This window comes from Serratia sp. CY74737 (assembly GCF_052166775.1).
GTDB lineage: Bacteria > Pseudomonadota > Gammaproteobacteria > Enterobacterales > Enterobacteriaceae > Serratia > Serratia ureilytica.
In genome coordinates this window covers 71,700-93,560 of record NZ_JBJNOF010000001.1, presented here as the reverse complement: position 1 = coordinate 93,560, position 21,861 = coordinate 71,700, and the positions used below count along the sequence as shown (strand labels likewise).

24 protein-coding genes and 1 tRNA gene are annotated in these 21,861 nt (G+C 57.5%); 12 read left to right on the top strand and 13 right to left on the bottom strand.

Annotation, left to right across the window (positions count from 1 at the left end):
* Window positions 1–15: 15 nt before the first annotated feature.
* Window positions 16–675, bottom strand: coding sequence for a heme exporter protein CcmB (gene ccmB, locus ACJ8PE_RS00485; RefSeq protein WP_025303731.1), 660 nt, complete (start codon window positions 673–675; stop codon window positions 16–18).
* Window positions 675–1,307 (bottom strand): cytochrome c biogenesis heme-transporting ATPase CcmA, encoded by a 633-nt coding sequence (gene ccmA / locus ACJ8PE_RS00480; protein WP_047574213.1) that lies wholly within the window; start codon window positions 1,305–1,307, stop codon window positions 675–677. Before ccmA ends, ccmB begins: the two co-directional genes overlap by 1 nt.
* Before the next feature lie 229 nt (window positions 1,308–1,536).
* Here ccmA and ACJ8PE_RS00475 point away from each other — a divergent pair, with 229 nt between their 5' ends.
* Both ACJ8PE_RS00475 and ACJ8PE_RS00470 read left to right on the top strand, forming a co-directional pair.
* Complete coding sequence (locus ACJ8PE_RS00475; protein ID WP_042785128.1) at window positions 1,537–2,463, top strand: formate/nitrite transporter family protein; 927 nt, start codon at window positions 1,537–1,539, stop codon at window positions 2,461–2,463.
* Window positions 2,464–2,592: 129 nt separating this feature from the next.
* Window positions 2,593–2,667: transfer RNA gene (locus tag ACJ8PE_RS00470), tRNA-Arg, on the top strand.
* A 71-nt stretch (window positions 2,668–2,738) separates the two neighbouring features.
* Here ACJ8PE_RS00470 and ACJ8PE_RS00465 read toward each other — a convergent pair.
* The 4 genes from ACJ8PE_RS00465 to ACJ8PE_RS00450 form a co-directional block, all read right to left on the bottom strand.
* A complete protein-coding gene (locus tag ACJ8PE_RS00465) occupies window positions 2,739–2,981 on the bottom strand; it encodes a hypothetical protein (protein ID WP_197760982.1) in 243 nt (80 codons plus the stop codon).
* Between the two features lie 19 nt (window positions 2,982–3,000).
* Window positions 3,001–3,801, bottom strand: coding sequence for a helix-turn-helix domain-containing protein (locus ACJ8PE_RS00460; protein ID WP_197760984.1), 801 nt, complete (start codon window positions 3,799–3,801; stop codon window positions 3,001–3,003).
* A 699-nt stretch (window positions 3,802–4,500) separates the two neighbouring features.
* Window positions 4,501–4,722 (bottom strand): hypothetical protein, encoded by a 222-nt coding sequence (locus ACJ8PE_RS00455; protein ID WP_033643922.1) that lies wholly within the window; start codon window positions 4,720–4,722, stop codon window positions 4,501–4,503.
* A 1-nt stretch (window position 4,723) separates the two neighbouring features.
* A complete protein-coding gene (locus ACJ8PE_RS00450) occupies window positions 4,724–5,695 on the bottom strand; it encodes a hypothetical protein (RefSeq protein WP_197760986.1) in 972 nt (323 codons plus the stop codon).
* A gap of 227 nt (window positions 5,696–5,922) precedes the next feature.
* Between ACJ8PE_RS00450 and ACJ8PE_RS00445 the strand changes: the two genes are divergently transcribed.
* From ACJ8PE_RS00445 to dsdC, 3 genes are all read left to right on the top strand, one after another.
* Complete coding sequence (locus tag ACJ8PE_RS00445) at window positions 5,923–7,419, top strand: PAS domain S-box protein (protein WP_197792577.1); 1,497 nt, start codon at window positions 5,923–5,925, stop codon at window positions 7,417–7,419.
* A gap of 134 nt (window positions 7,420–7,553) precedes the next feature.
* Window positions 7,554–7,805, top strand: coding sequence for a CsbD family protein (locus tag ACJ8PE_RS00440; protein ID WP_033643925.1), 252 nt, complete (start codon window positions 7,554–7,556; stop codon window positions 7,803–7,805).
* 453 nt (window positions 7,806–8,258) lie between these two features.
* Window positions 8,259–9,188 carry a DNA-binding transcriptional regulator DsdC gene (gene dsdC, locus ACJ8PE_RS00435; protein WP_033651984.1) on the top strand — a complete coding sequence of 310 codons (930 nt, stop codon included), beginning with the start codon at window positions 8,259–8,261 and terminating at the stop codon, window positions 9,186–9,188.
* Window positions 9,189–9,199: 11 nt separating this feature from the next.
* Here the strand turns inward: dsdC and ACJ8PE_RS00430 are convergent, their stop codons facing one another.
* The 3 genes from ACJ8PE_RS00430 to ACJ8PE_RS00420 are packed head-to-tail and all read right to left on the bottom strand — an operon-like array spanning window position 9,200 to window position 10,766.
* Window positions 9,200–9,502, bottom strand: coding sequence for a hypothetical protein (locus ACJ8PE_RS00430; RefSeq protein ID WP_060660412.1), 303 nt, complete (start codon window positions 9,500–9,502; stop codon window positions 9,200–9,202).
* A gap of 3 nt (window positions 9,503–9,505) precedes the next feature.
* The gene (locus ACJ8PE_RS00425) at window positions 9,506–10,429 is read right to left on the bottom strand and encodes a DMT family transporter (RefSeq protein ID WP_197792576.1); all 924 of its coding nucleotides are present in this window, start codon (window positions 10,427–10,429) and stop codon (window positions 9,506–9,508) included.
* A gap of 46 nt (window positions 10,430–10,475) precedes the next feature.
* Window positions 10,476–10,766, bottom strand: a complete 291-nt coding sequence (locus tag ACJ8PE_RS00420) for a hypothetical protein (protein ID WP_033643929.1) — start codon at window positions 10,764–10,766, stop codon at window positions 10,476–10,478.
* Window positions 10,767–11,163: 397 nt separating this feature from the next.
* Here ACJ8PE_RS00420 and ACJ8PE_RS00415 point away from each other — a divergent pair, with 397 nt between their 5' ends.
* The gene (locus ACJ8PE_RS00415; RefSeq protein WP_033632458.1) at window positions 11,164–12,315 is read left to right on the top strand and encodes a porin; all 1,152 of its coding nucleotides are present in this window, start codon (window positions 11,164–11,166) and stop codon (window positions 12,313–12,315) included.
* A 57-nt stretch (window positions 12,316–12,372) separates the two neighbouring features.
* Here ACJ8PE_RS00415 and mltB read toward each other — a convergent pair whose 3' ends face one another.
* Window positions 12,373–13,461 carry a lytic murein transglycosylase B gene (gene mltB, locus ACJ8PE_RS00410; RefSeq protein WP_046687577.1) on the bottom strand — a complete coding sequence of 363 codons (1,089 nt, stop codon included), beginning with the start codon at window positions 13,459–13,461 and terminating at the stop codon, window positions 12,373–12,375.
* Between the two features lie 279 nt (window positions 13,462–13,740).
* On the opposite strand from mltB, the gene ACJ8PE_RS00405 reads away from it, so the two are divergent.
* The 3 genes from ACJ8PE_RS00405 (at window position 13,741) to ypdK (ending at window position 15,347) form a co-directional block, all read left to right on the top strand.
* Window positions 13,741–14,193 (top strand): DUF805 domain-containing protein, encoded by a 453-nt coding sequence (locus ACJ8PE_RS00405; protein WP_047574204.1) that lies wholly within the window; start codon window positions 13,741–13,743, stop codon window positions 14,191–14,193.
* 83 nt (window positions 14,194–14,276) lie between these two features.
* Window positions 14,277–14,714, top strand: coding sequence for an antitoxin HicB (locus ACJ8PE_RS00400; protein ID WP_033651988.1), 438 nt, complete (start codon window positions 14,277–14,279; stop codon window positions 14,712–14,714).
* 558 nt (window positions 14,715–15,272) lie between these two features.
* On the top strand, window positions 15,273–15,347 hold the full coding sequence (gene ypdK / locus ACJ8PE_RS00395; RefSeq protein WP_099782600.1) for a membrane protein YpdK: 75 nt from the start codon (window positions 15,273–15,275) through the stop codon (window positions 15,345–15,347).
* Window positions 15,348–15,405: 58 nt separating this feature from the next.
* On the opposite strand, the gene ACJ8PE_RS00390 is transcribed toward ypdK, so the two are convergent.
* The 3 genes from ACJ8PE_RS00390 to ACJ8PE_RS00380 all read right to left on the bottom strand — a co-directional run bounded on the left by ACJ8PE_RS00390 (window position 15,406) and on the right by ACJ8PE_RS00380 (window position 17,930).
* Window positions 15,406–15,930, bottom strand: a complete 525-nt coding sequence (locus ACJ8PE_RS00390; RefSeq protein WP_033643933.1) for a cytochrome b — start codon at window positions 15,928–15,930, stop codon at window positions 15,406–15,408.
* A 111-nt stretch (window positions 15,931–16,041) separates the two neighbouring features.
* Window positions 16,042–17,271, bottom strand: a complete 1,230-nt coding sequence (alaC, locus tag ACJ8PE_RS00385) for an alanine transaminase (RefSeq protein ID WP_197792575.1) — start codon at window positions 17,269–17,271, stop codon at window positions 16,042–16,044.
* 119 nt (window positions 17,272–17,390) lie between these two features.
* Window positions 17,391–17,930: a GNAT family N-acetyltransferase gene (locus ACJ8PE_RS00380; protein ID WP_072627244.1), complete on the bottom strand. Its 540-nt coding sequence runs from the start codon at window positions 17,928–17,930 to the stop codon at window positions 17,391–17,393.
* A 168-nt stretch (window positions 17,931–18,098) separates the two neighbouring features.
* Here ACJ8PE_RS00380 and ACJ8PE_RS00375 point away from each other — a divergent pair, with 168 nt between their 5' ends.
* The 3 genes from ACJ8PE_RS00375 (at window position 18,099) to ACJ8PE_RS00365 (ending at window position 21,858) form a co-directional block, all read left to right on the top strand.
* Window positions 18,099–19,343, top strand: coding sequence for a DUF1479 domain-containing protein (locus ACJ8PE_RS00375; protein WP_042785138.1), 1,245 nt, complete (start codon window positions 18,099–18,101; stop codon window positions 19,341–19,343).
* 92 nt (window positions 19,344–19,435) lie between these two features.
* Window positions 19,436–21,127 carry a sensor histidine kinase gene (locus ACJ8PE_RS00370; RefSeq protein WP_025303750.1) on the top strand — a complete coding sequence of 564 codons (1,692 nt, stop codon included), beginning with the start codon at window positions 19,436–19,438 and terminating at the stop codon, window positions 21,125–21,127.
* A complete protein-coding gene (locus ACJ8PE_RS00365; RefSeq protein WP_197761702.1) occupies window positions 21,124–21,858 on the top strand; it encodes a LytR/AlgR family response regulator transcription factor in 735 nt (244 codons plus the stop codon). Before ACJ8PE_RS00370 ends, ACJ8PE_RS00365 begins: the two co-directional genes overlap by 4 nt.
* The last annotated feature ends 3 nt before the right edge of the window (window positions 21,859–21,861 follow it).

The following is a 21,861-nucleotide window of genomic DNA, read 5'->3' as shown; positions in this document are numbered from 1 at the left end:
CATTCAATACGTTAGCTAGTGCACGCTCACTCGCAGCGCCGCCGCGGTGGCAAACGGCGCCAATGTCACGCTGCCCGCCAGCATCGCGCCGAGTATCGCCAGATAGCCGTCGATCGGCATGCCCATCGAGGCGGCGTCGATCGCGCCGGTGGCGAAGATCAGCACCGGGATATACAGCGGCAGCACCAGCAGGCTGAGCAGCACGCCCCCTTTGCGCAGGCCGACGGTCAGCCCCACGCCGATAGCGCCGATCAGACTCAGCGTCGGCGTGCCGAGCAGCAGCGTACCCGCCACCGCCAGCCAGGTTTGCATATCGAGCGACAGCAGCAGCGCCACCAGCGGCGACAGGATCAGCAGCGGCAATCCCGTCACAACCCAGTGAGCACACACTTTGCCCAGCACCGTCATCGGCAGCGGCGTCGGCAGCAGCAACAGCTGCTCCAGCGAACCGTCGAGAAAGTCGTCGCGAAACAGCCGCTCCAGCGACAGCAGCGAAGCCAGCAGCGCCGCCACCCACACGATGCCCGGCGCAATGCGCGCCAGCAGCTGCGGTTCAGGGCCAATCCCCAGCGGGAACAGCGTGATCACAATCAGGAAAAACCACAGTGGGTTGACGATCTCCGACCCTTTACGGCAGGCGATCTTCAATTCGCGACGCACCAGAGTCAAAAACATCACAAACTCCCCGCGTCGTGTTCCGCCAAACGAATTTTGCCCACCGTTTGGCTGACGCCGGCCAAATCCTGATGCGTGGTCAACAATACCATGCCGCCCCGCTGCGCATGTTGTTCAAAAAGGCTAATCAACTCGGCTACGCCCTGTTTATCGATTGCCGTCAAGGGTTCATCGAGGATCCACAGCGGCGCCGCGCTGAGCCACAATCGCGCCAGCGCCACCCGCCGCTGTTGCCCGGCCGAAAGCTGCGCCACCGGCAGATCTTCGTACCCCACCAACCCCACCTGCTCCAGCGCGCGCCAGATGGCCTGATGCTCGACCGCGCCGCGCACCGCCTGATAAAACTGCAGATTTTCAAAGGGTGTCAATACGGCTTTGATGCCCGGTTGATGGCCGATAAACAGCAAATCTTGCTGATACGCCGCGCGATCGCGCAGCGTGTTGCGCCCGCGCCAGCACACCTCACCGCCGTCCGGCCGCGCCAGACCGGCGAGGATGCGCAACAAACTGGTCTTGCCCGCGCCGTTCGGCCCTTCTACCTGAATGATATCGCCCGGCTGAACTGAAAAGCTTAGCTCGCTAAACAGGATGCGCTCATCGCGCACGCAACTCAGACTTTTGGCTTCCAGCATCAGGGAACTCATATTTTTCTTTGGGATAGCGAATCATAGCATAAGCCTTTCCCCGCACGCAGCCTGCGGCGGGCGCGCCGAGGGGCCAATATGGCGAGCAGGATCAAGAATGCGTGGAAAAAATCGGCGGATTTTAACTCTTGTTACCTTTTTCTGTATTTCGCCGCATTTAGACCGGGCAACTACGCTTAATGACGTGAACTCACCCTTATTGAGCAGGAGCGACAGCATGAACGAACAGCCACGCCAGGAGCACGAGCCGGATGAGACAATGCAGGTAGAGAGCGAAGAGCAGGAACAGGGCAAACGCGAAATCGAAGTCAGGGAAGAAAATTTGCCTTCGCGCGCGGCGGCGGTGCATGAGCAGATCCGGATGGAAGGCGAAAAAGAGCTGGAGCGCGACGGGCTGGCGCTGCTGTGGTCGGCGATCGCCGCCGGGCTGTCGATGGGCGCCTCGCTGGCGGCGAAAGGCATTTTCCACGCCCGCTTGCCGGACGATCCCAGCCGCTTTTTCATTGAGAACCTCGGCTACACCTTCGGTTTTATCATTGTCATTATGGCGCGCCAGCAGCTGTTTACCGAAAACACCGTCACGGCGGTGTTGCCGATCATGCATAAGCCCACGCCGCGCAACCTGCTTATCCTGCTGCGCCTGTGGGGCGTGGTGCTGCTCGGCAATCTGATCGGCACCGCGCTGGCGGCGCTGGCGTTTACCCATATGCCGCTGTTCGACGCCGAAACGCGCCGCGCCTTCATCAGCCTGGGCGAAGAGGTGATGCGCCATACGCCGGGAGAAATGTTCGCCAACGGCATCCTGGCCGGCTGGATCATCGCCACCATGGTATGGATGTTCCCGGCCGCCGGCGCGGCGAAAATCTGGGTGATCGTGTTGATGACTTACCTGGTGGCGATTTGCGATTTGACGCATATCGTGGTCGGCTCGGTGGAGATCCTGTATCTGGTGTTCAACGGCGCGATGGGATGGCAAGCATTCGTTTATCCGTTCGCCCTGCCGACGCTGGCGGGTAACATCATCGGCGGCACCTTTATCTTTGCGCTGATAAGCCACGCACAAATCCGCAACGATTTGAGCGCCAAAAATAAGGCGGCGCGCCTGCAAGAGGAAAAACGGCGCCACGGCGGGGAAAAACCGTGATCGCCGTCGGTTAGCCGAGGAAATTTCGGCGCGAACTGGCGAGGTATTGAGCAAACGCGCCGCTAAGCGCTTATTCTGCGGGTAAAAAAAGGTATAATGCCCCGGCAGCTTCGGTTGCCGGTCCGCAGCGTCCCCGTAGTTAAACGGATATAACAAGCCCCTCCTAAGGGCTAGTTACTGGTTCGATTCCAGTCGGGGACGCCATTTTTCCTTATCGAGCCAATGCGCATCGACCGCCCGCGGCCCCTGCTCCAATCCCTTGTTCAGCCCTAATTTCATCCCTGCGGGTGCAGGCACGCCATCCAGGTCATTCCTGCCAACGCGATTGGCTGATGTTCCCGATTATTGGCCATCGCATTTCCTGAAAACATGAACAGAATAAATGCCAGCGTGAATTGAATGGCCCGTTTTCCTAAACCGGCGACGATGATTCGGCCAAAGGCAGACAGCCTTAAATACAGTAGCAGGAGTATGTGGTGCCGTTTATTCATCGAATCGGGGCGATTTTCTCTATTCATGACGTCTCCTTTTCCATCACTACGTCACAGGAATAAGTATATCGACATTGATAACTTTACTGTTTGAATTTTCATCTCTATATAGCTCGATAAAGAAGCTCTCCCTCATTTTGACGTTGATAGCCGGCAAGTAAGCGTCATATATCCCCTCAAAAAAATTAACGTACTCAGGCAACTCGCCCATAAAGGGAATAACAATATATTTGCCCATTGGGATATAGAAGTTGAAGATGGAGTGAAAAACTGCCTGCTCCTTGCCGTTGGCATGGCACTTATTCCCCCTGCTTTTCTCTACATTATATACCCCCCAATTTTTGCTTAGCCGTTTCTCATTAGTCTGCGCAATATCATTGGCATCTCTGTATTTCCTTATAGAATGGAAAATTAATGTTTTGTAATGCTTCAGCATCTCGATGTCATCCGGCATGACCGTATGATAAAAATAGGGTTTATTGTCGCTGCCGTACGGGGGGATCTGGGTGGAGAAATCCCATCCCCGGCTGTTTCTAAAGCTGTTGGGCGTTTCGCCAAAGAAACGTTTGAATGCCCGGGTGTAGCATTGCTGAGAGGCAAACCCCGATGCCAAGGCGACATCCAATATGTTCCCTTGATGCTGTTTGAGCAAGACAGCCGATCGGCTCAGCTTTCTATTCCTTATATACGTCCCGAGCGTAATGCCAAAGTAATGCTTAAACAACCGCTGCAAATGCCATTTAGAGTAACCCGAGATAATTGAAACCTTCTCAACCGAAAGCCCTTCCACAATATTCTTTTCCATATACTCCAATACTTGTAAAAGAATATCTCTTCTGTAATCCATGTGCGCTCCTTGCATTTATAAAAGCCGTATCATTTTCATTAAAATCGTTAAGCGAAGAAATTAAGTCATTAAGATTAATCCTAAAAAATCACGCCCTCTTCTTTTTATTCTCACACCCTCCAAGAGGTCATTATATAAATAACTGAAAATGATCATGTTATATAAATCCACCCACAAGAAAATCGAAAAACAAAATTTAACGACACAAAGTGCATCTATTGAAGGAGCACTTGCGCCGCCAGTGAGAATCACACTTTCTGTTAAATTTTTTATCTTAAAGTGTTTTTTATCGCATCAATTGCATGGCCGAATAGGAATTTCATCATCAGAAATGAAATCGCATTTTATAGCCTTGATTGTTGATAACACTTATTGCAGCTAATGGGTAAAGCCTGAGCCGTGGCTAAGGAAGCTGAGAGGAATAAACGCAAAGCCTGAACATCAGGCTTAATAATCACGTGTCGCAACAGTGAGTTTCTTTTTTATCTTTCCCTGCACAGAAAAAGCGGATGCATCAACAAATCATGTTAGAGGTCATATATTGCCTTCCCGTCCCGGGGGCATTGATGCTCCCGCACCGCGCCAGCCTCTCCGCCGTCAAGCGCCAAGCCGATACGCGCCATAGTTTGTTACCGTAACCGCCCGCTCCTCAAAAAAAAGCCCAGCACGCAAAGCTGGGCTTTTCATCCAATGAGCGGATTAGTCCGTCAGGTTGTCGATCTCTGCCGCTCTGTGCTTACGCAACAGATACAGCAGCAAGGACACCCGTCGCTCGGTCCGTTCCGGGGTATCCGGCGGCAAGTTATAGCGCAAGGTGTAGCGCTCGTTGTTCTCGTTGCAAAAATCGATGACCAGTACGGGCGCGGACGCTCCCGCCACTTTTCGATAATTCAGCGAGATGCACGACAGGTTTTTGCCCATCTCAACTCACCGCGACGCTACGGCGGGTTGACTCGGCAATTCGCCCCACGCCGGCGCTCAACGCAGCGCCCAGCAGCAGTATCAGCAGTGAGCCCCACGCGGCGCGAGAGAGTTGCTTGGCCGCTTCATCAGCCGCTTCCCGCGCTTTCTGCTCGGCCTCGGCCTTGAGTTTTTCCACCTTCTGCACCGCCTGCTGATAAGCCTGGGCGTAGTTATCGACGATTTGGCTCGCTTCATCACGGCTCTTGCCGGTGCGTGCCGCAACAATATTCACCAGCGCGTCCTTATCGGCGGCGCTCAACGTCGGCTCACCGGACTGCTTAACGCGCTCGAACCACTGCTTAAGCTCGGTGGCGGCCTGCGCCGGATCGGCCGCGGCATCCACGGCCGACTGTTTGCCGTCGGCGGCCGCCCGATTGGCTTTCTGCTCCAACCGAGCCGGATCCAGCTCCGGCTTACCGGTTTGCTTAAGCGTTGCGTTCAACTGGCTTTCCAGGTTTCCCCAGTCCAGGCTGATGCCCTTTTTATCCAACTGTTGCTTCAGGCTGTCGCCCACGCTTGGCGCCGCCGCCGCCAGGCCGCTGCCCGCCAGCGAGAGCCCTTTGCCAACCGCGTTGCCAGCCAGCCCAACCACACCGCTTGCCAGCGACACCATCAACCAGGTGGTCAGCAAGGTGGTGATCGCCCAGCTCAGCAGGCCATGCAAGCCGCCGCGATTCGGCGCAGTGCGGCCGGCGACGAATGCGCCCGCGGCCAGCGACGCCAGCGTTGAAACCAGCAGCCAGATCCCGGTGCCGGTGCCAAATCCGCTCAGCGGGTTGCCCTTTTGCATCATATCCACGGCCTGGGCGCCGATCGCCGTACCCAGCACGCTGAATATCAGATAAGTCACCAGCGCCACGGCACTCCCGGCCAATATCGAGCCCCATGACACCTGAAACGCAAAGCGATTTGATTCATAGACAGTGGTCATCGTTGTTCCTTATATTTTCTGGACAAGTGATTGCACACACGGCAGAAAACCGCGCAGACAAATTCAGTCTGCCGCGCGGCATCATCGGCCGTCCCGGTTCATTTGCGCCAGAACGCCTGGTGCATTCACACCCTGCGAATACGCACGTTATGCACTAAGCTGCTCAGCGAGTAGCGTAACCCGCGGCCCCTAAAGAGGCCGCTCCCCTTCTGTCTAGCGGAGAACACATGAGCCAATCCGTCTTGGCCAGCGAAACCAACCGCGGCCACCTGCAGCAAATCATCTCCGGCTTGTCCGACGGCGTGATCCTGACGGATACCGATCAAACCCTGCTATGGGCCAACGAGGCCGCGTTAGCCATGCATGGCGTGAGCCACCAGCAAGCCCTGGGGGCCAATGCCGGCGAGTACGCGGCGCGTTTTGCCCTGCGCTATCGCAACAACCATCCGCTGGCTTTGGAACAGTACCCTTTGAACCGGGTTGCCGATGGCGAGACCTTCACCGATGTGGTGGTGGAAGTTCGCCAGGTCGACGATCCGGACAGTTTCTGGGTGCACCGCCTGCGGAGCCTGATCGTCACCGATCCGCAGGGGCAGCCGGAGCTGCTGGCGCTGATCATGAGCGACGCGACGGAGTGGGCCAGCGCCGAACAGCGCTTTGAAAAAACCTTTAACGCCAATCCGGCACCGGCGGTCATCTGTCGGCTCAGCGATCTGCGCTACGTCAAGGTCAATCAAGGGTTCCTTGATATGACCGGTTACCAACGTGAACAGGTCTTGGGGCGTTCGGTTTATGAACTGGACGTCCTGCAACAGGCCGAGCATAAAGAGCTGGCCGTGCAGCGCCTGGGGGAAGGCGCCACCATTCCGCAGATGGAGGCCGAGCTGAAACTGCCCGACGGAGGCAGCAAGCTGGTGGTGGTTGCCGGTCAACCGTTGGACATCAATGAAGACGACTGCATGCTGTTCACGTTTACCGATCTCGAACCCCGGCGCCAGGCTGAATCGGCGCTGCGAGAAAGTGAAGAGCGGTTCGCCAAATCTTTCCGCCTGAGCCCGGTGCCAACGCTGGTGTGCACCGCAGACGGGCGGCGCGTGCTGGACGTTAACGAAGCCTTCGTCCGCGCCATCGAATACGACGCCGAAGCCTTAGTCGGCAAATCGGTCGACGAGATCCCGGTTTTTGACGATCCCGAGGCGGGCAGCCGTTTGTTTGCCGCCCTGGAAAAAACCGGCAATGTCGAAGGGATGGACATCCGGGTGCGCAAGAAAGGGAGCGAGTTAATCGACTGCGTGGCCTCAGCGGATGCCGTCAGCATCCATAATGCGCCCTGCTATCTGTTGGTGCTCATGGACATTACCGAACGCAAGCGCTCTGAGCTGGAGCTGGTGAACGCCATCGAGGAAGTGATGCAGGACGCCTCGTGGTTTAGCCAAACCCTGATCGAAAAACTGGCTAATGTGAAAAGCATCAATCGCTCCAACCAGGCCGGGTTTGCCGCCAGCGATCTCACCCCGCGCGAGCGCGATGTGCTGGGTTTGATCTGCGAGGGACTGCCGGACAAGAAAATCGCGGCGCGCCTCAATCTGGCGCTCAACACCATTCGCAATCATGTCGCGACGGTCTATTCCAAACTCGGCGTGCACAGCCGCAGCGAAGCCATCGTATGGGCCAGAGAACGCGGGCTGTTTACCGGCGGACCGGCCTCGATGAATGGCAAGTAGCCTGCAAATGCACTAGCCATACCGATGCAAACGCCCCTTATGAGCACCGAGTGAAGTGCATAACATGGCGGTGCAAATGCAGGCTTTCGCCCTGAGCGAACGCCAAACGGATCGAACCTAAGGAGCGCATCATAATGAACAGCGAAAAAGCCAATGGCATGATGGAAAAAGTGGCGGGCAAAGCGCAGGAAATCGCGGGCGACGTCAGCGGCAACGAACGTTGGCAGGCCGAAGGCGTCACGCGCCAGGCAGTGGGCGCGCTGCAAGAAAAATACGGCGACGCCCTGAGCTGCGCCGGCAGCATGATGAAGAAAAATCCCCTCGCCGCGTTGGCACTCGTTGCCGGCGCAGGTCTGTTGGCCGGCCTGCTGCTGCGTCGCCGTTGATGGGCGCCGACGAGCAAACCGGTTTTCCCTGAATGCCGTGTCCGGTGGGCAGCCACCGGGCACGGTTCTTTGGCCAGACGGGGGATTGCTGCCTCCCTCTCGTTGGCATCCGGGCTTAACGCGTGCTCTGCGTCGCCATGCGACGGATTATTATGGCGAAACCATTCTATCCCGCATGGAACATGAGCCTTTATCGTTCAGGCTGTCGCACACCGCCTTTACTCACGGCTTAACGGCACCTCTTTTATTATATTCGTCCTATTGCTGATTATCATCGCCCTCTCAATCAACGCCCCCTGTGTCTGTTATTTCCGCGTGTTATGCCAGTAAGTTAATTTCCCCTCAAGATAACGAAATTCCTCGGCATAAAAACCGAATATATCAATCAGGCTGGGTTTATCCTCCGCACCATTAAATGTTAATATTGCCGGATTATGCGCACGGAGAAATAGCATGTTCCCCAGTAAAAAACATTCGCAACGGGCGACCCCGCTGACCAGCTATCAATTTTCCAGGCTGCATACTTTCGAATGCGTCGCCCGTCATTTATCTTTTGCGCTGGCGGCACAAGAATTGTCGATCACCCCCAGTGCCGTGAGCCACCGCATTAATTTGCTCGAAAAGGAATTGGGGTTTCTGCTATTCCAACGCTTTCATCGCAGAATTACGCTGACACCGGAGGGCGAGCGCATGCAATGGGCGCTGGACAGCTCCTTCAACACCTTGAATCAGGAAATCCTGGACATCAAAAATCGCGAGTTGACGGGGACCTTGACCCTCTACTCGCACCCGTCCCTGGTGCAATGTCTGCTGCTGCCGCGCATCGGCGACTTTATCGCCCAGCACCCCACCATTCACCTCAACATTCTGACCGGGCAAGAAATCATCAACCTGGCCAACCGCGGCGTGGATCTGGCGATGTACTTCGGCAAACTGCGCTCGGGGCGGCATCTGGAAGAAGCCTTTATGCAGGAATCGATGGTGCCGATCTGCACGCCGCAGTACGCCGCCGCACATAATCTGTATGATGCGCCGGAAAACCTGGCTCACTGTACGCTGCTGCACGATCGCTACAACTCCGGCGAAGATGAGTGGCAAACCTGGTCACAACACTTTGCGCTGGGGCTGGATACCGACAGTAAAAGTATGGAGTTCGACCGTTCCGATCTCGCGGTGCTGGCCGCTACGCGGCACCTTGGCGTCGCCATGGGGCGGCTTAATCTGGTGCAGGACTGGATCAAAAGCGGCGAGCTGATCATTCCCTTCGCCGATATGACCGTGCCCTGCGAACACTGCTATTTTACCTCGACCATCTCCGAGCGGCAGTGGCCGAAGATCCTCGCATTTAAGCAGTGGATCATGAAAATATCCCCTCTGGTCTGATGGCCAGAGGGTTATCGCCATACTTTGGGAGAATAAGAAAAATGCAACGCGCAGGCATAGAGCCGGCCGGCCTTTGAATAAGAGATATATTTGCGATTTTTATCCCAGGTCAGCAGGGAATTATTGGCAAAGTAATAAACCTCCAGCGGCATTCCGTTAGCCAATTTTGACCAACCTCGGCTTCTTATCACGGTAAAGTCACCGTTATCGCTGAGCGTAATCAACGGCACGCCCCAGGCATAGCGGGATATTTGCAGCTGAATAATGAATTGGCTTGCGCAGCTTATTTGGTAATTCTGTACATCAACATCCATAATTTATATTTTTGGTGCCACCCTACGGTCAAAATAAATAAGATATGAACAACTCACCACGATTAACCCCAGCACGATCAGCACGGCACCCAATACAAACTCAATTTGCAGCGGCTCGCCGAGCATGACGACGCCGGCCAGAATGCCGAATACCGGCGTCATAAAGGTGAGAATGCCCAGCGAGGACGCCTGATAACGGCGCAACAGTGAAAACCAGATCAGGTAGCTGAAAAACGACACGATCACCGTTTGGAACAGCAGGCTGCTCCAGGCCACCCGGCTCAGAGCGACGTGCAAATTGCCCGACGCTATCGCCAGCAACGACAGCAGCACGCAGGCGCCCGTCAACTGGAACAGCAGCGTCTGTTTAGCCGGGCACTCCGCCAGACGCGAGGTACGGATCACCAGCGTAGAACCGCCCCAGGCGATCCCCGCCAGCAGGCCGTAGAGATCGCCCTTCAACCGAGCTGCGTCGCCGCTGCCCTCAGCCATGCCCGATATGGCCAACACCACGCCGCCAAAGGCGATGAGCATGCCAAGCCACTGCACCGGCGACAGGCGTTCCTGGCGAATCAGAAAATGCAGGCCGAGAGCGGAAAACAGCGGCGCAGTGTACAAAAACACCGCCATATGCGAAGCGCTGGTATAGCGCAGCCCTTCGGAGACAAAAAAGAACTCCAGCGCGAACAATGCCCCTACGCTCAAACCGGCGCTCAGCGTGGCGCGATCCCAGGTGAAGCACTCGCCGCAGCAGCGCGCCAGCAGGTAAACCCCCAGCGCGGCGAGACCGGAGCGAATAGCAATTTGCAGCACCGCCGACACATCCGGTTCGGCGGCCTTGATCGCCACCTGCTGCATTCCCCAAATGGCGCATAGCATCATCATGGCGGCGGCAGCCCTGCCGTCGATACCGATTCTTGCATTCATAATAGGGTTCCCGCCGCCGTTGAAATAATCACAGGCTGCCGCCGCGTTATTCTTTATACACCACGATTTCCTGATAAAGCTTAATAACTTCGCCATCGCTGTCGACGGAGTCGGTATATTCAGTTTGCTGCGCCAGGTGAATCACCTTCCAGCCTTTTCGCGCCAATTCCGGGATCGTCAGGCGCCCCACGCCGCGGCAGAAAAACAGAGTGTCGTCAGACAACCTTAGCTTACTAACCTCTGCATAATCATAAGCTTGAGAATGGCAGACGTGCGACTCCGCCGCCATCGCCGGTAATGAAAACAGCCCCACCAACAACATTAACAGGTTTCTCATGGCGACCTCCCAATCGCTTATTCCTGCCAACCGATTACGCAAAAATGCCTCACGTTAATACGGCGGTGACAGGCTGGAATTAATTATCTCTTGCATGGCTGAAATTACAGGCTGGGGTTGGTGACTGACAAATGAAAAATATAAACCTTGGCGTTAAATGAATTCATCCGAGTGGAGAGAGAGGCAGAGCGGCCACTTTCACCGCACGAAATGGTCAAAAACCGGCCAATAATTAGCAAGAAAAGTAATTATTTATTTCACCGTTTATGCTACAAATGCCGCCCGCCGCTAAAACACCAAAAAAAACCGTCAAAATGCGCAAAAACGCAGCTTTCTGCGCAAAACATCGGCATGGCGGCGCTGATGAGGGCGGTCATACCTAAAACAGGGATAACACATGGCAATGAAATTGCGCGTAATGACTCAAGCGGTGGCGCTGGGTCTGGCGATCGGCAGCGCGTCGTTCGCTGCTCAGGCGGAAATCACCCTGCTGAAGCAAGATCCACAGGCCGGCGATCCGCTCAGCCGCCTGAACTTCACCGTTGGCGGCAGTATTCGTCCGCAGTTCAACAACATGACGGGCGACGGTGACAAGGGCTCGTACAAGCGTAACGGCTTCGACGGCGGCACCCGCTTCCGTTTCGCGGCGGACTACTATCTGTTCGACGATATCAGCTGGATCAGCTACTACGAGCTGGGCGTGAACATTCCGGCGCTGTTTGACTGGGATCATCACTATGCCGACGGCGCGAGAAACACCAGCCGCCGCATGCTGTACACCGGCCTGAAAAGCAACACCTGGGGCCAGATGACCTTCGGTCAACAGAACAGCGTTTATTATGACGTGGTGGGCGCCAAGACTGATATTTGGGACTACGACATGCTGGCCCAGGCGCCGGGCAACGGCATTAACGGCGACTACGACGGCTCTTACCGTTCACGCAAAATGCTGAAGTACAAGAACCGCTTCGGCGATGCGGACGTTTACGCCTCGTACCTGTTCAGCGACAGCGACTATCTGCCGGGCAACGGCCTGCGCTACAAGCGCAAAGGCGGCGGCTCTCTGGGTGTGGATTACCATATTACGCCGGATCTGACCTGGGGCACCGCCTGGAACTACACCCGCGCCGAAATGCGCAACCCGTCCACCAGCGGCAGCAAAAGCTACGATCAGAACATTTTCGGCACCGCCATCAGCTGGAAACCGGACAACTGGACCCTGACCTTCGGCGGCGGTTACTACAACGACTTCCTGACCACCAAGAAAGCCGACGTCAATAATTACTTCGCCGGCGATGCGTGGGGTATCGAATACCTGGCCGGTTATACCGTGCCGGTAGGTCAGTACGCGGTGAAATCGGTGATGCCGTACTTCATGGGCGACCGCCTGGAATACATCACCGGCCGCAACTACCAGCGCATCGATAACGGCCTCGGGGTGACCGTACAGTTTGACTACGGTTTCCGCGTTGACGTGGAGCACGTGCTGACATCGAGCACCGACAACCTCGGCGATATGACCGTGGTGCGTCTGCGCTACGATTTCTGATTGCTCAGAATGCAAAAAAGGCCGCACAAGCGGCCTTTTTCGTTTATTGACGCAGCGTCAGAAGCCGCCGCGCGCCGAGCGCCCGACCGCTTCGCCCAGTTGCCATACCGCCATGGCGTAATGGGTGCTGTGGTTATAGCGGGTGATGACGTAGAAGTTCGGCAGACCGTACCAATACTGGTAGCCGGTGCCGACATCCAGCCGCAGCAGGCTGGCCTCTTGGTTATCACCAAGCGAACCCTGCGGGCTCAGGCCGGCTTCGGCCAGCGCGGCGACCGAGTAGCGCGTCTTGAAGCCGTTTTCCAACCCCGGCGCCTGGCCGTTGGCCTGAATGGCGACCGGCTCGCCTTTGGACCAGCCGTGCGCTTTGAAGTAATTGGCCACGCTGCCGATGGCATCGACCGGATCCCACAGGTTGATATGCCCATCGCCGTTGAAATCGACCGCATAGCTTTTGAAGGAAGAAGGCATGAACTGCCCGTAGCCCATCGCACCGGCGAAGGAGCCGCGCAACTCGAGCGGATCGTCGCCTTCGGTGCGCGACATCAGCAAGAAGGTTTCCAGCTCACCGGCGAAGTAATCGGCGCGGCGCGGGTAGTCGAAGGCCAGCGTCGCCAGCGCATCGATAATGCGGGTTTTACCCATTACGCGGCCCCAACGGGTTTCCACGCCGATAATCCCCACGATAATCTCCGGCGGCACGCCGTACACCTGCCAGGCGCGCTGCAGCGCATCCTGATATTGATTCCAGAACACCACGCCGTTTTGCACGTTATCCGGGGTGATGAACTTGTTGCGGTAGCGCAGCCAGGAGCCATTCGGCCCGGTTGGCCCCTGGGTAGACGGCGTCGGCGCCTGCCTGTCCATCAGTCGCAGCACCGAATCCAATCGCCGAGCCTGCGCCAGCACGTCGTGCAGCTGCTGCCGGTCAAAACCGTGTTCCTGCACCATCTTCTCGATAAAGCGCGCGGTATTCGGGTTATTGGCGAAATCCCCACCCAGCGGCGCGCCGCTGTGCGCCGGGCTCAGCAAAAAGCCGCCCTTTACCGGGGTGCTCTGCGGCGTAGCGGTGGTACTGGGTTTCGGCGTGCTGCTACAGGCAGCAAGCAAGGTAATCAGCGGTAAAAGCGCAACCAGGTGACGCATCGGATATCCATATAGCCATGCAAGAGATAAGTGGGAGTTATGTTAATGCATTGTTCAACGCGAACAAACAGGATTATGCCGCCAATGACCGCGTCAGGTAGCCAAACGTGCCAAATTGTGACGTTTTGCACGGGCAAAGAACGCCCGGTGCGGCCGCGCTGAATCTCAACCGCAACTAAATGAGAAAAGTTATCACCTTGACGCCCACGTTTGCCCCGATAAAATGCCCGACTGCTTGCCACCCGGCTATCGCCGCAATGATCACGACAATGGACTGTGATGGAATCTCTCGGACAACTCGCCAAAGACCTGTACCGTGGGCGCATCTCGCGCAAACCGTTTATTTTCTCGCTGGCGATCTTCGCCATCGGTATCGTGCTGCTGTCGTTTCTGTCGACCTATCTGGATAAAAACCATTTTCGCGCCCACGCGCACGGCGACGGCGCCGAATTCGTCTCGGTGCTGCTGTATCTGCTGTGCATTATGGTGTGGGCGTTGTTCTGTTTCGGCCTGGTCACGTGGTTCATGGCCAAAACCGCATTCCGACTCAACGATATCGGCCTGCCCGGTTGGGCGTTGGCCGTAGCGTGCTATGTTTGCTCGGTGCTCAACAACTACTCCCCCGGCCCGGTAGCGCGCTGGCTGCCGCTGTTCAGTCTGGCAGTCATGCTCTGCGCCCTGCTGTTGCCGCCCGACGGGCTGCGACGCAAGCCGCGTGAACAGACCGATTGAGCGCCATTCCGCTCAAGGCTATGGCTATCCGCCGGCCGTGCCGTCACAATAGCGCCTCATTCAAGTTTTAATCAGGGATCGCCATGTTCAGCCATTACTTCGCCCATTACGCCTTCGATCGCGACAGCGACGCCTGGCAGATCGGTTTTCGCGACTTCCCCGAGTGGCAAACCGCCTGCTATAAACGCGAAGACATCGAACTGGAGGCACAGGAAAGCCTGTTGGCCGCCATCGCCGCCACGATGGATGAAGGTTTGCCCCTGCCCGCCCCTTCCCCTCTGCAAGCCGATGAGTTGAGGGTACACCTGCCGGCGCTGGTGGCGCTGAAAATCGAACTGCACAACGCCATGCTGCGCAAAAACACCGGTAAAGCGGCGCTGGCGCGCAAGCTGGGTTTCAACGGCGGGCAAATGGAGCGGTTGCTGGATATCGGTTACGCCTCGAAGGTGGAAGCGTTGGAGCAGGCGCTGTATCTGTTGGGCTACGACGTGCGCGTGACAATAAGTGAAGTTTGCCAATAAGTTAGCAACAGGTAAGCAAAATATTATCCGCAGGGGCTAAATTTTCCCCCATTCGCGCCGATGTGATCGTTACCTAATCCTCTGTCGCAACAACGAAGGCTAAAAATGGAGTGGAGTCGCCGTCATATTTGGGCCGTTATTCTGCTGTCTTGTCTCGTTTTTTGGGTCATTCTGGCGACCGGCATCAACGCCGTCGCCTGAGCGCCTGCCGCTGCATTGCTTCATCCCTTATTTTACAGCCCGCCACGGCGGGCTAGTTCCTGTCGCCCGCCGATAAAAAGCGTTATAAAACAGCGCGCGCTGTTCAAAAAATAGCCGAAAATTGTGATCAAAAACACAGTATTGAAATCAGACCAGTATTGAGAGTACATTAGCGCCGATCCTGTCGCGGTTCGGATTTTACCTCACGGAGCATGAGGCGCGACAACCGGACAACCCGCGCGCGAGGACGTTGTTCTTTCGTTTGGAAGAACCCGCCCGACAAACAGGTTGCCCATAAAACACTCAGCACAACAATCGGGATCATTGCTGGCGAGGACTCCAGACAGGAGTTGTTCAGTGAAATATTTTTTGATGGGCGTGTCATTCATGCTGGTTGCCTGGGTTGGCACCTTCATGTTGATGGTTGCCTGACCGGGAACACAGCCAAAGGGACGCGCGAGCGTCCCTTTGTCGTTTCCGTCGTTCGCCGTTATTTGCCCGGCATCATGCGGCGCAGGGTGTCGTCCTTGCGCAGGTAGTGGTGATACAGCGCCGCCAGCGCATGCGCGCCAATGATAAAGTAGCCGATATTCGCCAGCGTCTCATGAACCGTTTTAACCAGCTTGCGCATCACCGGATCCGGCGTCACCCATTGCGGTACCGGCCACCCCAGTAAAGTCCACGATTTCCCGCCGTAGGCCAGGGTTAACACGCCCAGCAGCGGCAACATCAGGAATACCACGTACAGCAGCCAATGGAAGATCTTGGCGCCCACTTCCTGCCATTCCTCCAGCGGCGGCGTGGTCGGCGGCGTCGCGTGGAGGGTGCGCACCGCCAGCCGAATCAGCATCAGGGCAAAAACCGAAGCCCCAAAATTAAAGTGCAGATTTTTGACCAGCGGCGCCCACGCCTCCGGCACCGAATCCTTCAGCAACATCGCCGCGTAGGTGAGGATCACCATCAGCAGCGTCAACCAATGTAAAACGATTTGCGATCGCGCGTAGCGGTTGCTCATACACTCTATCCAAAAAATAAAATTCAGCGTAGTCGAGCATAATGGGGAAATAATGAAGAAAACCTTGGGACGGGAAAAAATAAGGCCGGACAAACGTCCGGCCTGACAGGATTATTTGGCGCCGCCGCCTTTGCCCGGCATCAGCAACCCGTCCGCGCGGAACATGGCCTTGATGCCGCGTACCGCCTGGCGAATACGGTCCTGATTTTCGATCAGCGCGAAGCGCACATGGGTATCGCCATAGTCGCCGAAGCCGATGCCCGGCGAAACGCAAACCTTGGCTTCCGCCAGCAGGCGTTTGGCGAACTCCAGCGAACCGAGATGGGCATAAGGTTCGGGAATTTTCGCCCAGACGTACATCGACGCCTTCGGGTTTTCTACCATCCAGCCGGCCTCATGCAGCCCTTTCACCAACACATTGCGGCGCTGCCGATACTGCTCGGCGATATCGTGCACGCACTGCTGATCGCCTTCCAGCGCGGCGATGGCCGCCACCTGCAGCGGCGTAAAGGTCCCGTAGTCGTGATAGCTCTTGATGCGCGCCAACGCGCTGACCAGCTCGGGATTGCCGACCATGAAACCGATGCGCCAGCCGGCCATGTTGTAGCTTTTCGACAGGGTGAAGAACTCCACCGCAATGTCTTTCGCCCCCGGCACCTGCATGATCGACGGCGCTTTCCAGCCGTCATAGACGATATCGGCATAGGCCAGATCGTGGATCACCAGCACGTTGTACTGCTTGGCCAGCGCCACCACCCGCTCGAAGAAATCCAGCTCCACGCACTGCGCGGTCGGGTTGGACGGGAAGCCGAGGATCATCATTTTCGGGCGCGGAATGGTTTCGCGAATGGCGCGCTCCAGCTCGCCGAAGAAATCCACGCCGTCCACCAGCGGCACCGAGCGCACCTGAGCGCCGGCGATCACCGCGCCGTAAATGTGGATCGGGTAACTGGGGTTCGGCACCAGCACGGTATCGCCGTGATCGAGGGTCGCCAGCATCAGGTGCGCCAGACCCTCTTTCGAACCGATAGTGACGATGGCTTCGCTTTCCGGATCGATATCCACCTGATAACGATCGGCATACCAGCGCGAAATGGCGCGGCGCAGGCGCGGAATGCCGCGCGAGGTGGAATAACCGTGGGTGTCGTCGCGCTGGGCGACGGCGCACAGTTTTTCCACGATGTGCGGCGGCGTCGGGCCGTCGGGGTTACCCATGCTGAAGTCGATAATATCCTCGCCGCGACGGCGTGCGGCCATCTTCAGTTCGGCGGTGATGTTGAATACGTAAGGGGGAAGGCGTTCAATGCGCGTGAAACGGCGCTGTGGACTGTTATCAGCCATAGGGGATTCCTCGATAGACGTTAGCGCCCGGACCGTCCGAGCGACGCTGGCCAGCGAACTGACCGAATATCGAACATAGCGCAGCGCCGACGAGCTTGTCGATACCCTGCGCGATATTTTTATTTAGCGCTCTGAAACTCCGCCGCCAGCAGCCCGAACAGCCAGTCGTCGCACCACTGATCCGCCAGACGGTAGTTGTCGCGCAGCGTGCCCTCCAGCTGGAAACCGCACGACTCCAGCAGGCCACGCGAGGCGAGGTTGCCGGCGGTCACGGTGGCGGTCAGCTTGTGAAAACCGCAGGCGTTCACCGCAAAATCCAGCACCGCCCGCAGCGACTCCTTGCCATAGCCCTTGCCCTGCCCGGAAGGCAAACTCCCATATCCCACTTCCGCCTGCCGATACGGCGCCCAGTGCGGGCGAAAGCCGGTAATGCCCACCGCCTCTCCGCTGTGCTTCTCACGCATCACCAGGCACAGCCACTGGTCGCCGTGTTTGTCCCAGACCGGCAGGCGCTCCTCGAACCGTGCGCGGATCTCCGCTTCGCTGCGCGGATCGGAGATGTAACGGATCACCTCGGGATCTTGGTACAGGCGCAGAAACAGCGGCCAATCCTCGGCGGTTATCGACTGTAACTGCAGACGTTCAGTGACCAGCTTCATAAAATCTCCGAAAAACGAAAAAGAGGAACTTACGAATGAAAGATATCTCTTTATTTTCCCCGATTGGTTGCCGATAATCATTTACGTTAAAACCACAAAACCATAACGTCTTGCCCGATTCCCTACAACTGCCCGCCGCCGTTACCCACGCGGCATCAGGAGAACACCATGGCCTCTTTAGTCATCGACGATATTCCGCAGGCGATCGTTAACGTCAAGCGTCAGCTGCGCCAGGCATTGCCCAACTATCGCGACGTATTCCAGGCACTGGAAGAGAACATCCGCGGCCAGGTCGAACAGATTCGCCGCGAACTGGCCGCCGGCCACAACCCGGTGCCGCAAATTGACGCGGAAGATATCCTGCAGCAGCGCGTCACTGAACAACAAAAAGCGCTGATCAAACAACGCGGTGCCTGCGCTATTCGCGGGGTGTTTCCGCGCGCCAAAGCTGAGGGCTGGAACCGCGAAATCGGCGATTACCTCGATCGCAACAACTTCGTCGAGCGATTGAAGAACGCCGCCGAAGACAACTATTTCGGCAAGCTGGCCGCCAGCAAGCCACAGATCTACGGCATCTATTGGTCAAAACCGCAGGTTGAAGCGCGGCAGGACGCGCGCATGCATGCGGTGCAGGTGTTCCTCAACAGCCTGTGGGCCACCGAAAGCAACGGCAAACAGCATTTCGATCCGACTCGCGTCGCCACCTACGCCGATCGCACCCGCCGCCGCCCGCCGAACTCCTCGTCGCTGGGCCTGTCGCCGCACGTCGACAGCGGCACCATCGAGCGCTGGCTGGACGAGAACTTCCGCTATGTGTATCGCCACGTCTTCTCCGGCGACTGGCAGCAGTACGATCCCTTCGCCGCCGACGGCCGCACCGAAGTGCGCGAGATAGCCTCTCCGGCGGTCTGCTCGATGTTCCGCACCTTCCAGGGCTGGACGGCGCTGACGCCGCAGCGCACCAACGCCGGCACGCTGAACCTGGTGCCAATCGCCAACGCCATGGCCTATGTGCTGCTGCGCGCGCTGCAGGACGACGTCGCCGATGACGATCTGTGCGATGCGGCGCCGGGCCGCGCGCTGTCGATCTCGGAAAAATGGCATCCCCTTTTATTAAGCGGGATTTCCCCTATTCCCGATCTGGAGCCGGGCGACACGGTCTTTTGGCACTGCGATGTGATCCACGCGGTGGAGAACGAACATAACGGCGAGTTCGACAGCAACGTGATGTACATCGCCGCCGCGCCGGGCTGCGAGAAAAACGACGCTTATCTGCAGCGCCAGCTGCCGAGCTTTATCGACGGCAGAACGCCGCCGGACTTCGCCCCCGACGATTTCGAGGTCGATTTCGAGGGCCGCGCCACCGTCGAGCTGCTGACGCCGCTGGGCAAAGCGCAGCTCGGCATGCGCTGACCGCCGCCCCCAGCCACGGGCCTCTCTCGCTGTGGTATACTGCCGTCATCCGTAGGCCGCAGCGAGAACCCGTCGTGCACCCTTTTTTTGAAATGCTGTTGGCGGTGTTTGATCGCGCCGCGCTGATGTTGATCTGTCTGTTTTTCCTGACCCGCACCCGGCTGTTCCGCCAACTGCTGCAAAAAGAAGACCATACGCCGCTTGAGCTCGGCATCGTCACGGCAATCTTCTCGCTGTTCGCGCTGTTCAGCACCTACTCCGGCATCAACGTTGAGGGCTCGCTGGTCAACGTGCGCGTCATCGCCATCATGGCCGGCGGCATCCTGTTCGGCCCCTGGGTGGGGATCGTCACCGGCATCATCGCCGGGGTGCACCGTTATCTGATCGACATCGGCGGCATCACCTCGGTGCCCTGCCTTATCACCAGCATCATCGCCGGCATCAGCGCCGGTTACATCAACCTCAAGGTCAAAAAAGAGCAGCGCTGGCGCGCCGGCATCGTCGGCGGCATGCTGTGCGAATCCCTCACCATGCTGCTGATCGTGCTGTGGGCCAAGCCGACCGAGCTCGGGCTGGACATCGTGTCGCAGATCGCCCTGCCGATGATCCTCGGCACGGTGTGCATCGGCCTGATCGTGCTGCTGGTGCAGAGCGTCGAGGATGAGAAAGAAGTGATCGCCGCGCGCCAGGCCAAGCTGGCGCTGGATATCGCCCACAAGACGCTGCCCTATTTCCGCAACATCAACAGCGAATCGCTGGCCACCATCTGCGATATCATCCGCCAGGATATCCGCGCCGACGCAGTGGCGATCACCGATACCCATCAGGTGCTGGCTTACGTCGGCGTAGGGCGCGAAGCCTACCCGATCGGCCGCGAAGGGCTGAGCCGCGTCACTCGCGAAAGCATTCGCCACGGCAAAATCATCATCAAAAACAACCTGGAAAACCCGGCCGCGCCGCAAATCCATTCGCAGCTGGTGGTGCCGCTGTGGGAAAAAGGCGAAGTGACCGGCGCGCTGAAAATTTACTACTGCCACGCTCACCAGATCACCAACACGCTGAAGGTGATGGCGGTCGGGCTGTCGCAGATCATCTCCACGCAGATGGAGGTTTCGCGCATCGAGCACCTGCGCCAGATGGCGGATAAAGCCGAAATGCGCGCGCTGCAGAGCAAGATTAACCCGCACTTCCTGTTCAACGCTCTGAACGCCATCTCTTCCTCCATCCGCCTGAATCCGGACACCGCGCGCCAGCTGATCATCAACCTGTCGCGCTACCTGCGCTACAACCTGGAGCTGAACGACGAACTGATCGATATCCGCAAGGAGCTGCATCAGATCCAGGATTACATCGCCATCGAACAAGCGCGTTTCGGCGCCAAGCTGACGGTGATTTACGACATCGACGACGACGTCTCGGTGCGCATTCCGAGCCTGCTGATCCAGCCGCTGGTGGAGAACGCCATCGTGCACGGCATCCAGCCCTGCAAGGGCAAAGGGGTGGTGGTGATCGCAGTGAAAGATCAGGGCGACCGGGTGAAAATTTCGGTGAAGGATACCGGCCACGGCATCAATCAGGAAACCATCGATCGGGTGGCGCGCAACGAGATGCCGGGCCACAATATCGGCCTGCTCAACGTACACCACCGCGTGTCACTGCTGTACGGTGAAGGGCTGCATATCCGCCGCCTGGAGCCGGGCACCGAAATCGCGTTCTACATCAGCAAAAACGGCGGCAAGCTGCATCAGGAGCCGAGCGCGCCGCCGGTCGGGGAGGCCTCATGAAAGCCATTATCGTGGAAGACGAATTCCTCGCGCAGGAAGAACTCAGCTACCTGATCAAGAAACACAGCAATATCGATATCGTCGCCACCTTCGAAGATGGCCTCGACGTCCTCAAATACCTGCAGACTCACCAGGTCGACGCCATTTTCCTCGACATCAACATCCCGTCGCTGGACGGCGTGTTGCTGGCGCAAAACATCAGCAAGTTCGCGCATCGCCCGTCGATCGTGTTCATCACCGCCTATAAAGAGCACGCGGTGGAAGCGTTCGAGATCGAAGCGTTCGACTATATCCTCAAGCCCTATCACGAGGCGCGCATCGTCACCATGCTGCAAAAGCTGGAGGCGCTGCACCAGCGCCCCGCCGGCGCGACGGAGACGGCCAGCGCGCCGAGCCGCGGCAGCCACAGCATCAACCTGATCAAAGATGAGCGGATCATCGTTACCGACATCAACGACATCTATTACGCCGCCGCCGATGAAAAGGTGACGCGGGTCTATACCCGCCGGGAAGAGTTCGTGATGCCGATGAACATCACCGAGTTTTACGGCCGGCTGCCGGAAGAACATTTTTTCCGCTGCCACCGCTCTTACTGCGTTAACCTAGCGAAGATCCGCGAGATCGTGCCCTGGTTCAACAATACCTACATTTTGCGGCTGAGCGATCTTGAGTTTGAAGTGCCGGTCAGCCGCAGCAAGGTGAAAGAGTTTCGCCAGCTGATGCGCCTGTAAGCG

Coding starts and splice junctions, on each gene's coding strand:
- ccmB (WP_025303731.1), bottom strand. CDS start 675: ATGTTTTTGACTCTGGTGCGTCGCGAATTGAAGATCGCCTGCCGTAAA.
- ccmA (WP_047574213.1), bottom strand. CDS start 1,307: ATGCTGGAAGCCAAAAGTCTGAGTTGCGTGCGCGATGAGCGCATCCTG.
- ACJ8PE_RS00475 (WP_042785128.1), top strand. CDS start 1,537: ATGAACGAACAGCCACGCCAGGAGCACGAGCCGGATGAGACAATGCAG.
- ACJ8PE_RS00465 (WP_197760982.1), bottom strand. CDS start 2,981: ATGAATAGAGAAAATCGCCCCGATTCGATGAATAAACGGCACCACATA.
- ACJ8PE_RS00460 (WP_197760984.1), bottom strand. CDS start 3,801: ATGGATTACAGAAGAGATATTCTTTTACAAGTATTGGAGTATATGGAA.
- ACJ8PE_RS00455 (WP_033643922.1), bottom strand. CDS start 4,722: ATGGGCAAAAACCTGTCGTGCATCTCGCTGAATTATCGAAAAGTGGCG.
- ACJ8PE_RS00450 (WP_197760986.1), bottom strand. CDS start 5,695: ATGACCACTGTCTATGAATCAAATCGCTTTGCGTTTCAGGTGTCATGG.
- ACJ8PE_RS00445 (WP_197792577.1), top strand. CDS start 5,923: ATGAGCCAATCCGTCTTGGCCAGCGAAACCAACCGCGGCCACCTGCAG.
- ACJ8PE_RS00440 (WP_033643925.1), top strand. CDS start 7,554: ATGAACAGCGAAAAAGCCAATGGCATGATGGAAAAAGTGGCGGGCAAA.
- dsdC (WP_033651984.1), top strand. CDS start 8,259: ATGTTCCCCAGTAAAAAACATTCGCAACGGGCGACCCCGCTGACCAGC.
- ACJ8PE_RS00430 (WP_060660412.1), bottom strand. CDS start 9,502: ATGGATGTTGATGTACAGAATTACCAAATAAGCTGCGCAAGCCAATTC.
- ACJ8PE_RS00425 (WP_197792576.1), bottom strand. CDS start 10,429: ATGAATGCAAGAATCGGTATCGACGGCAGGGCTGCCGCCGCCATGATG.
- ACJ8PE_RS00420 (WP_033643929.1), bottom strand. CDS start 10,766: ATGAGAAACCTGTTAATGTTGTTGGTGGGGCTGTTTTCATTACCGGCG.
- ACJ8PE_RS00415 (WP_033632458.1), top strand. CDS start 11,164: ATGGCAATGAAATTGCGCGTAATGACTCAAGCGGTGGCGCTGGGTCTG.
- mltB (WP_046687577.1), bottom strand. CDS start 13,461: ATGCGTCACCTGGTTGCGCTTTTACCGCTGATTACCTTGCTTGCTGCC.
- ACJ8PE_RS00405 (WP_047574204.1), top strand. CDS start 13,741: ATGGAATCTCTCGGACAACTCGCCAAAGACCTGTACCGTGGGCGCATC.
- ACJ8PE_RS00400 (WP_033651988.1), top strand. CDS start 14,277: ATGTTCAGCCATTACTTCGCCCATTACGCCTTCGATCGCGACAGCGAC.
- ACJ8PE_RS00390 (WP_033643933.1), bottom strand. CDS start 15,930: ATGAGCAACCGCTACGCGCGATCGCAAATCGTTTTACATTGGTTGACG.
- alaC (WP_197792575.1), bottom strand. CDS start 17,271: ATGGCTGATAACAGTCCACAGCGCCGTTTCACGCGCATTGAACGCCTT.
- ACJ8PE_RS00380 (WP_072627244.1), bottom strand. CDS start 17,930: ATGAAGCTGGTCACTGAACGTCTGCAGTTACAGTCGATAACCGCCGAG.
- ACJ8PE_RS00375 (WP_042785138.1), top strand. CDS start 18,099: ATGGCCTCTTTAGTCATCGACGATATTCCGCAGGCGATCGTTAACGTC.
- ACJ8PE_RS00370 (WP_025303750.1), top strand. CDS start 19,436: ATGCTGTTGGCGGTGTTTGATCGCGCCGCGCTGATGTTGATCTGTCTG.
- ACJ8PE_RS00365 (WP_197761702.1), top strand. CDS start 21,124: ATGAAAGCCATTATCGTGGAAGACGAATTCCTCGCGCAGGAAGAACTC.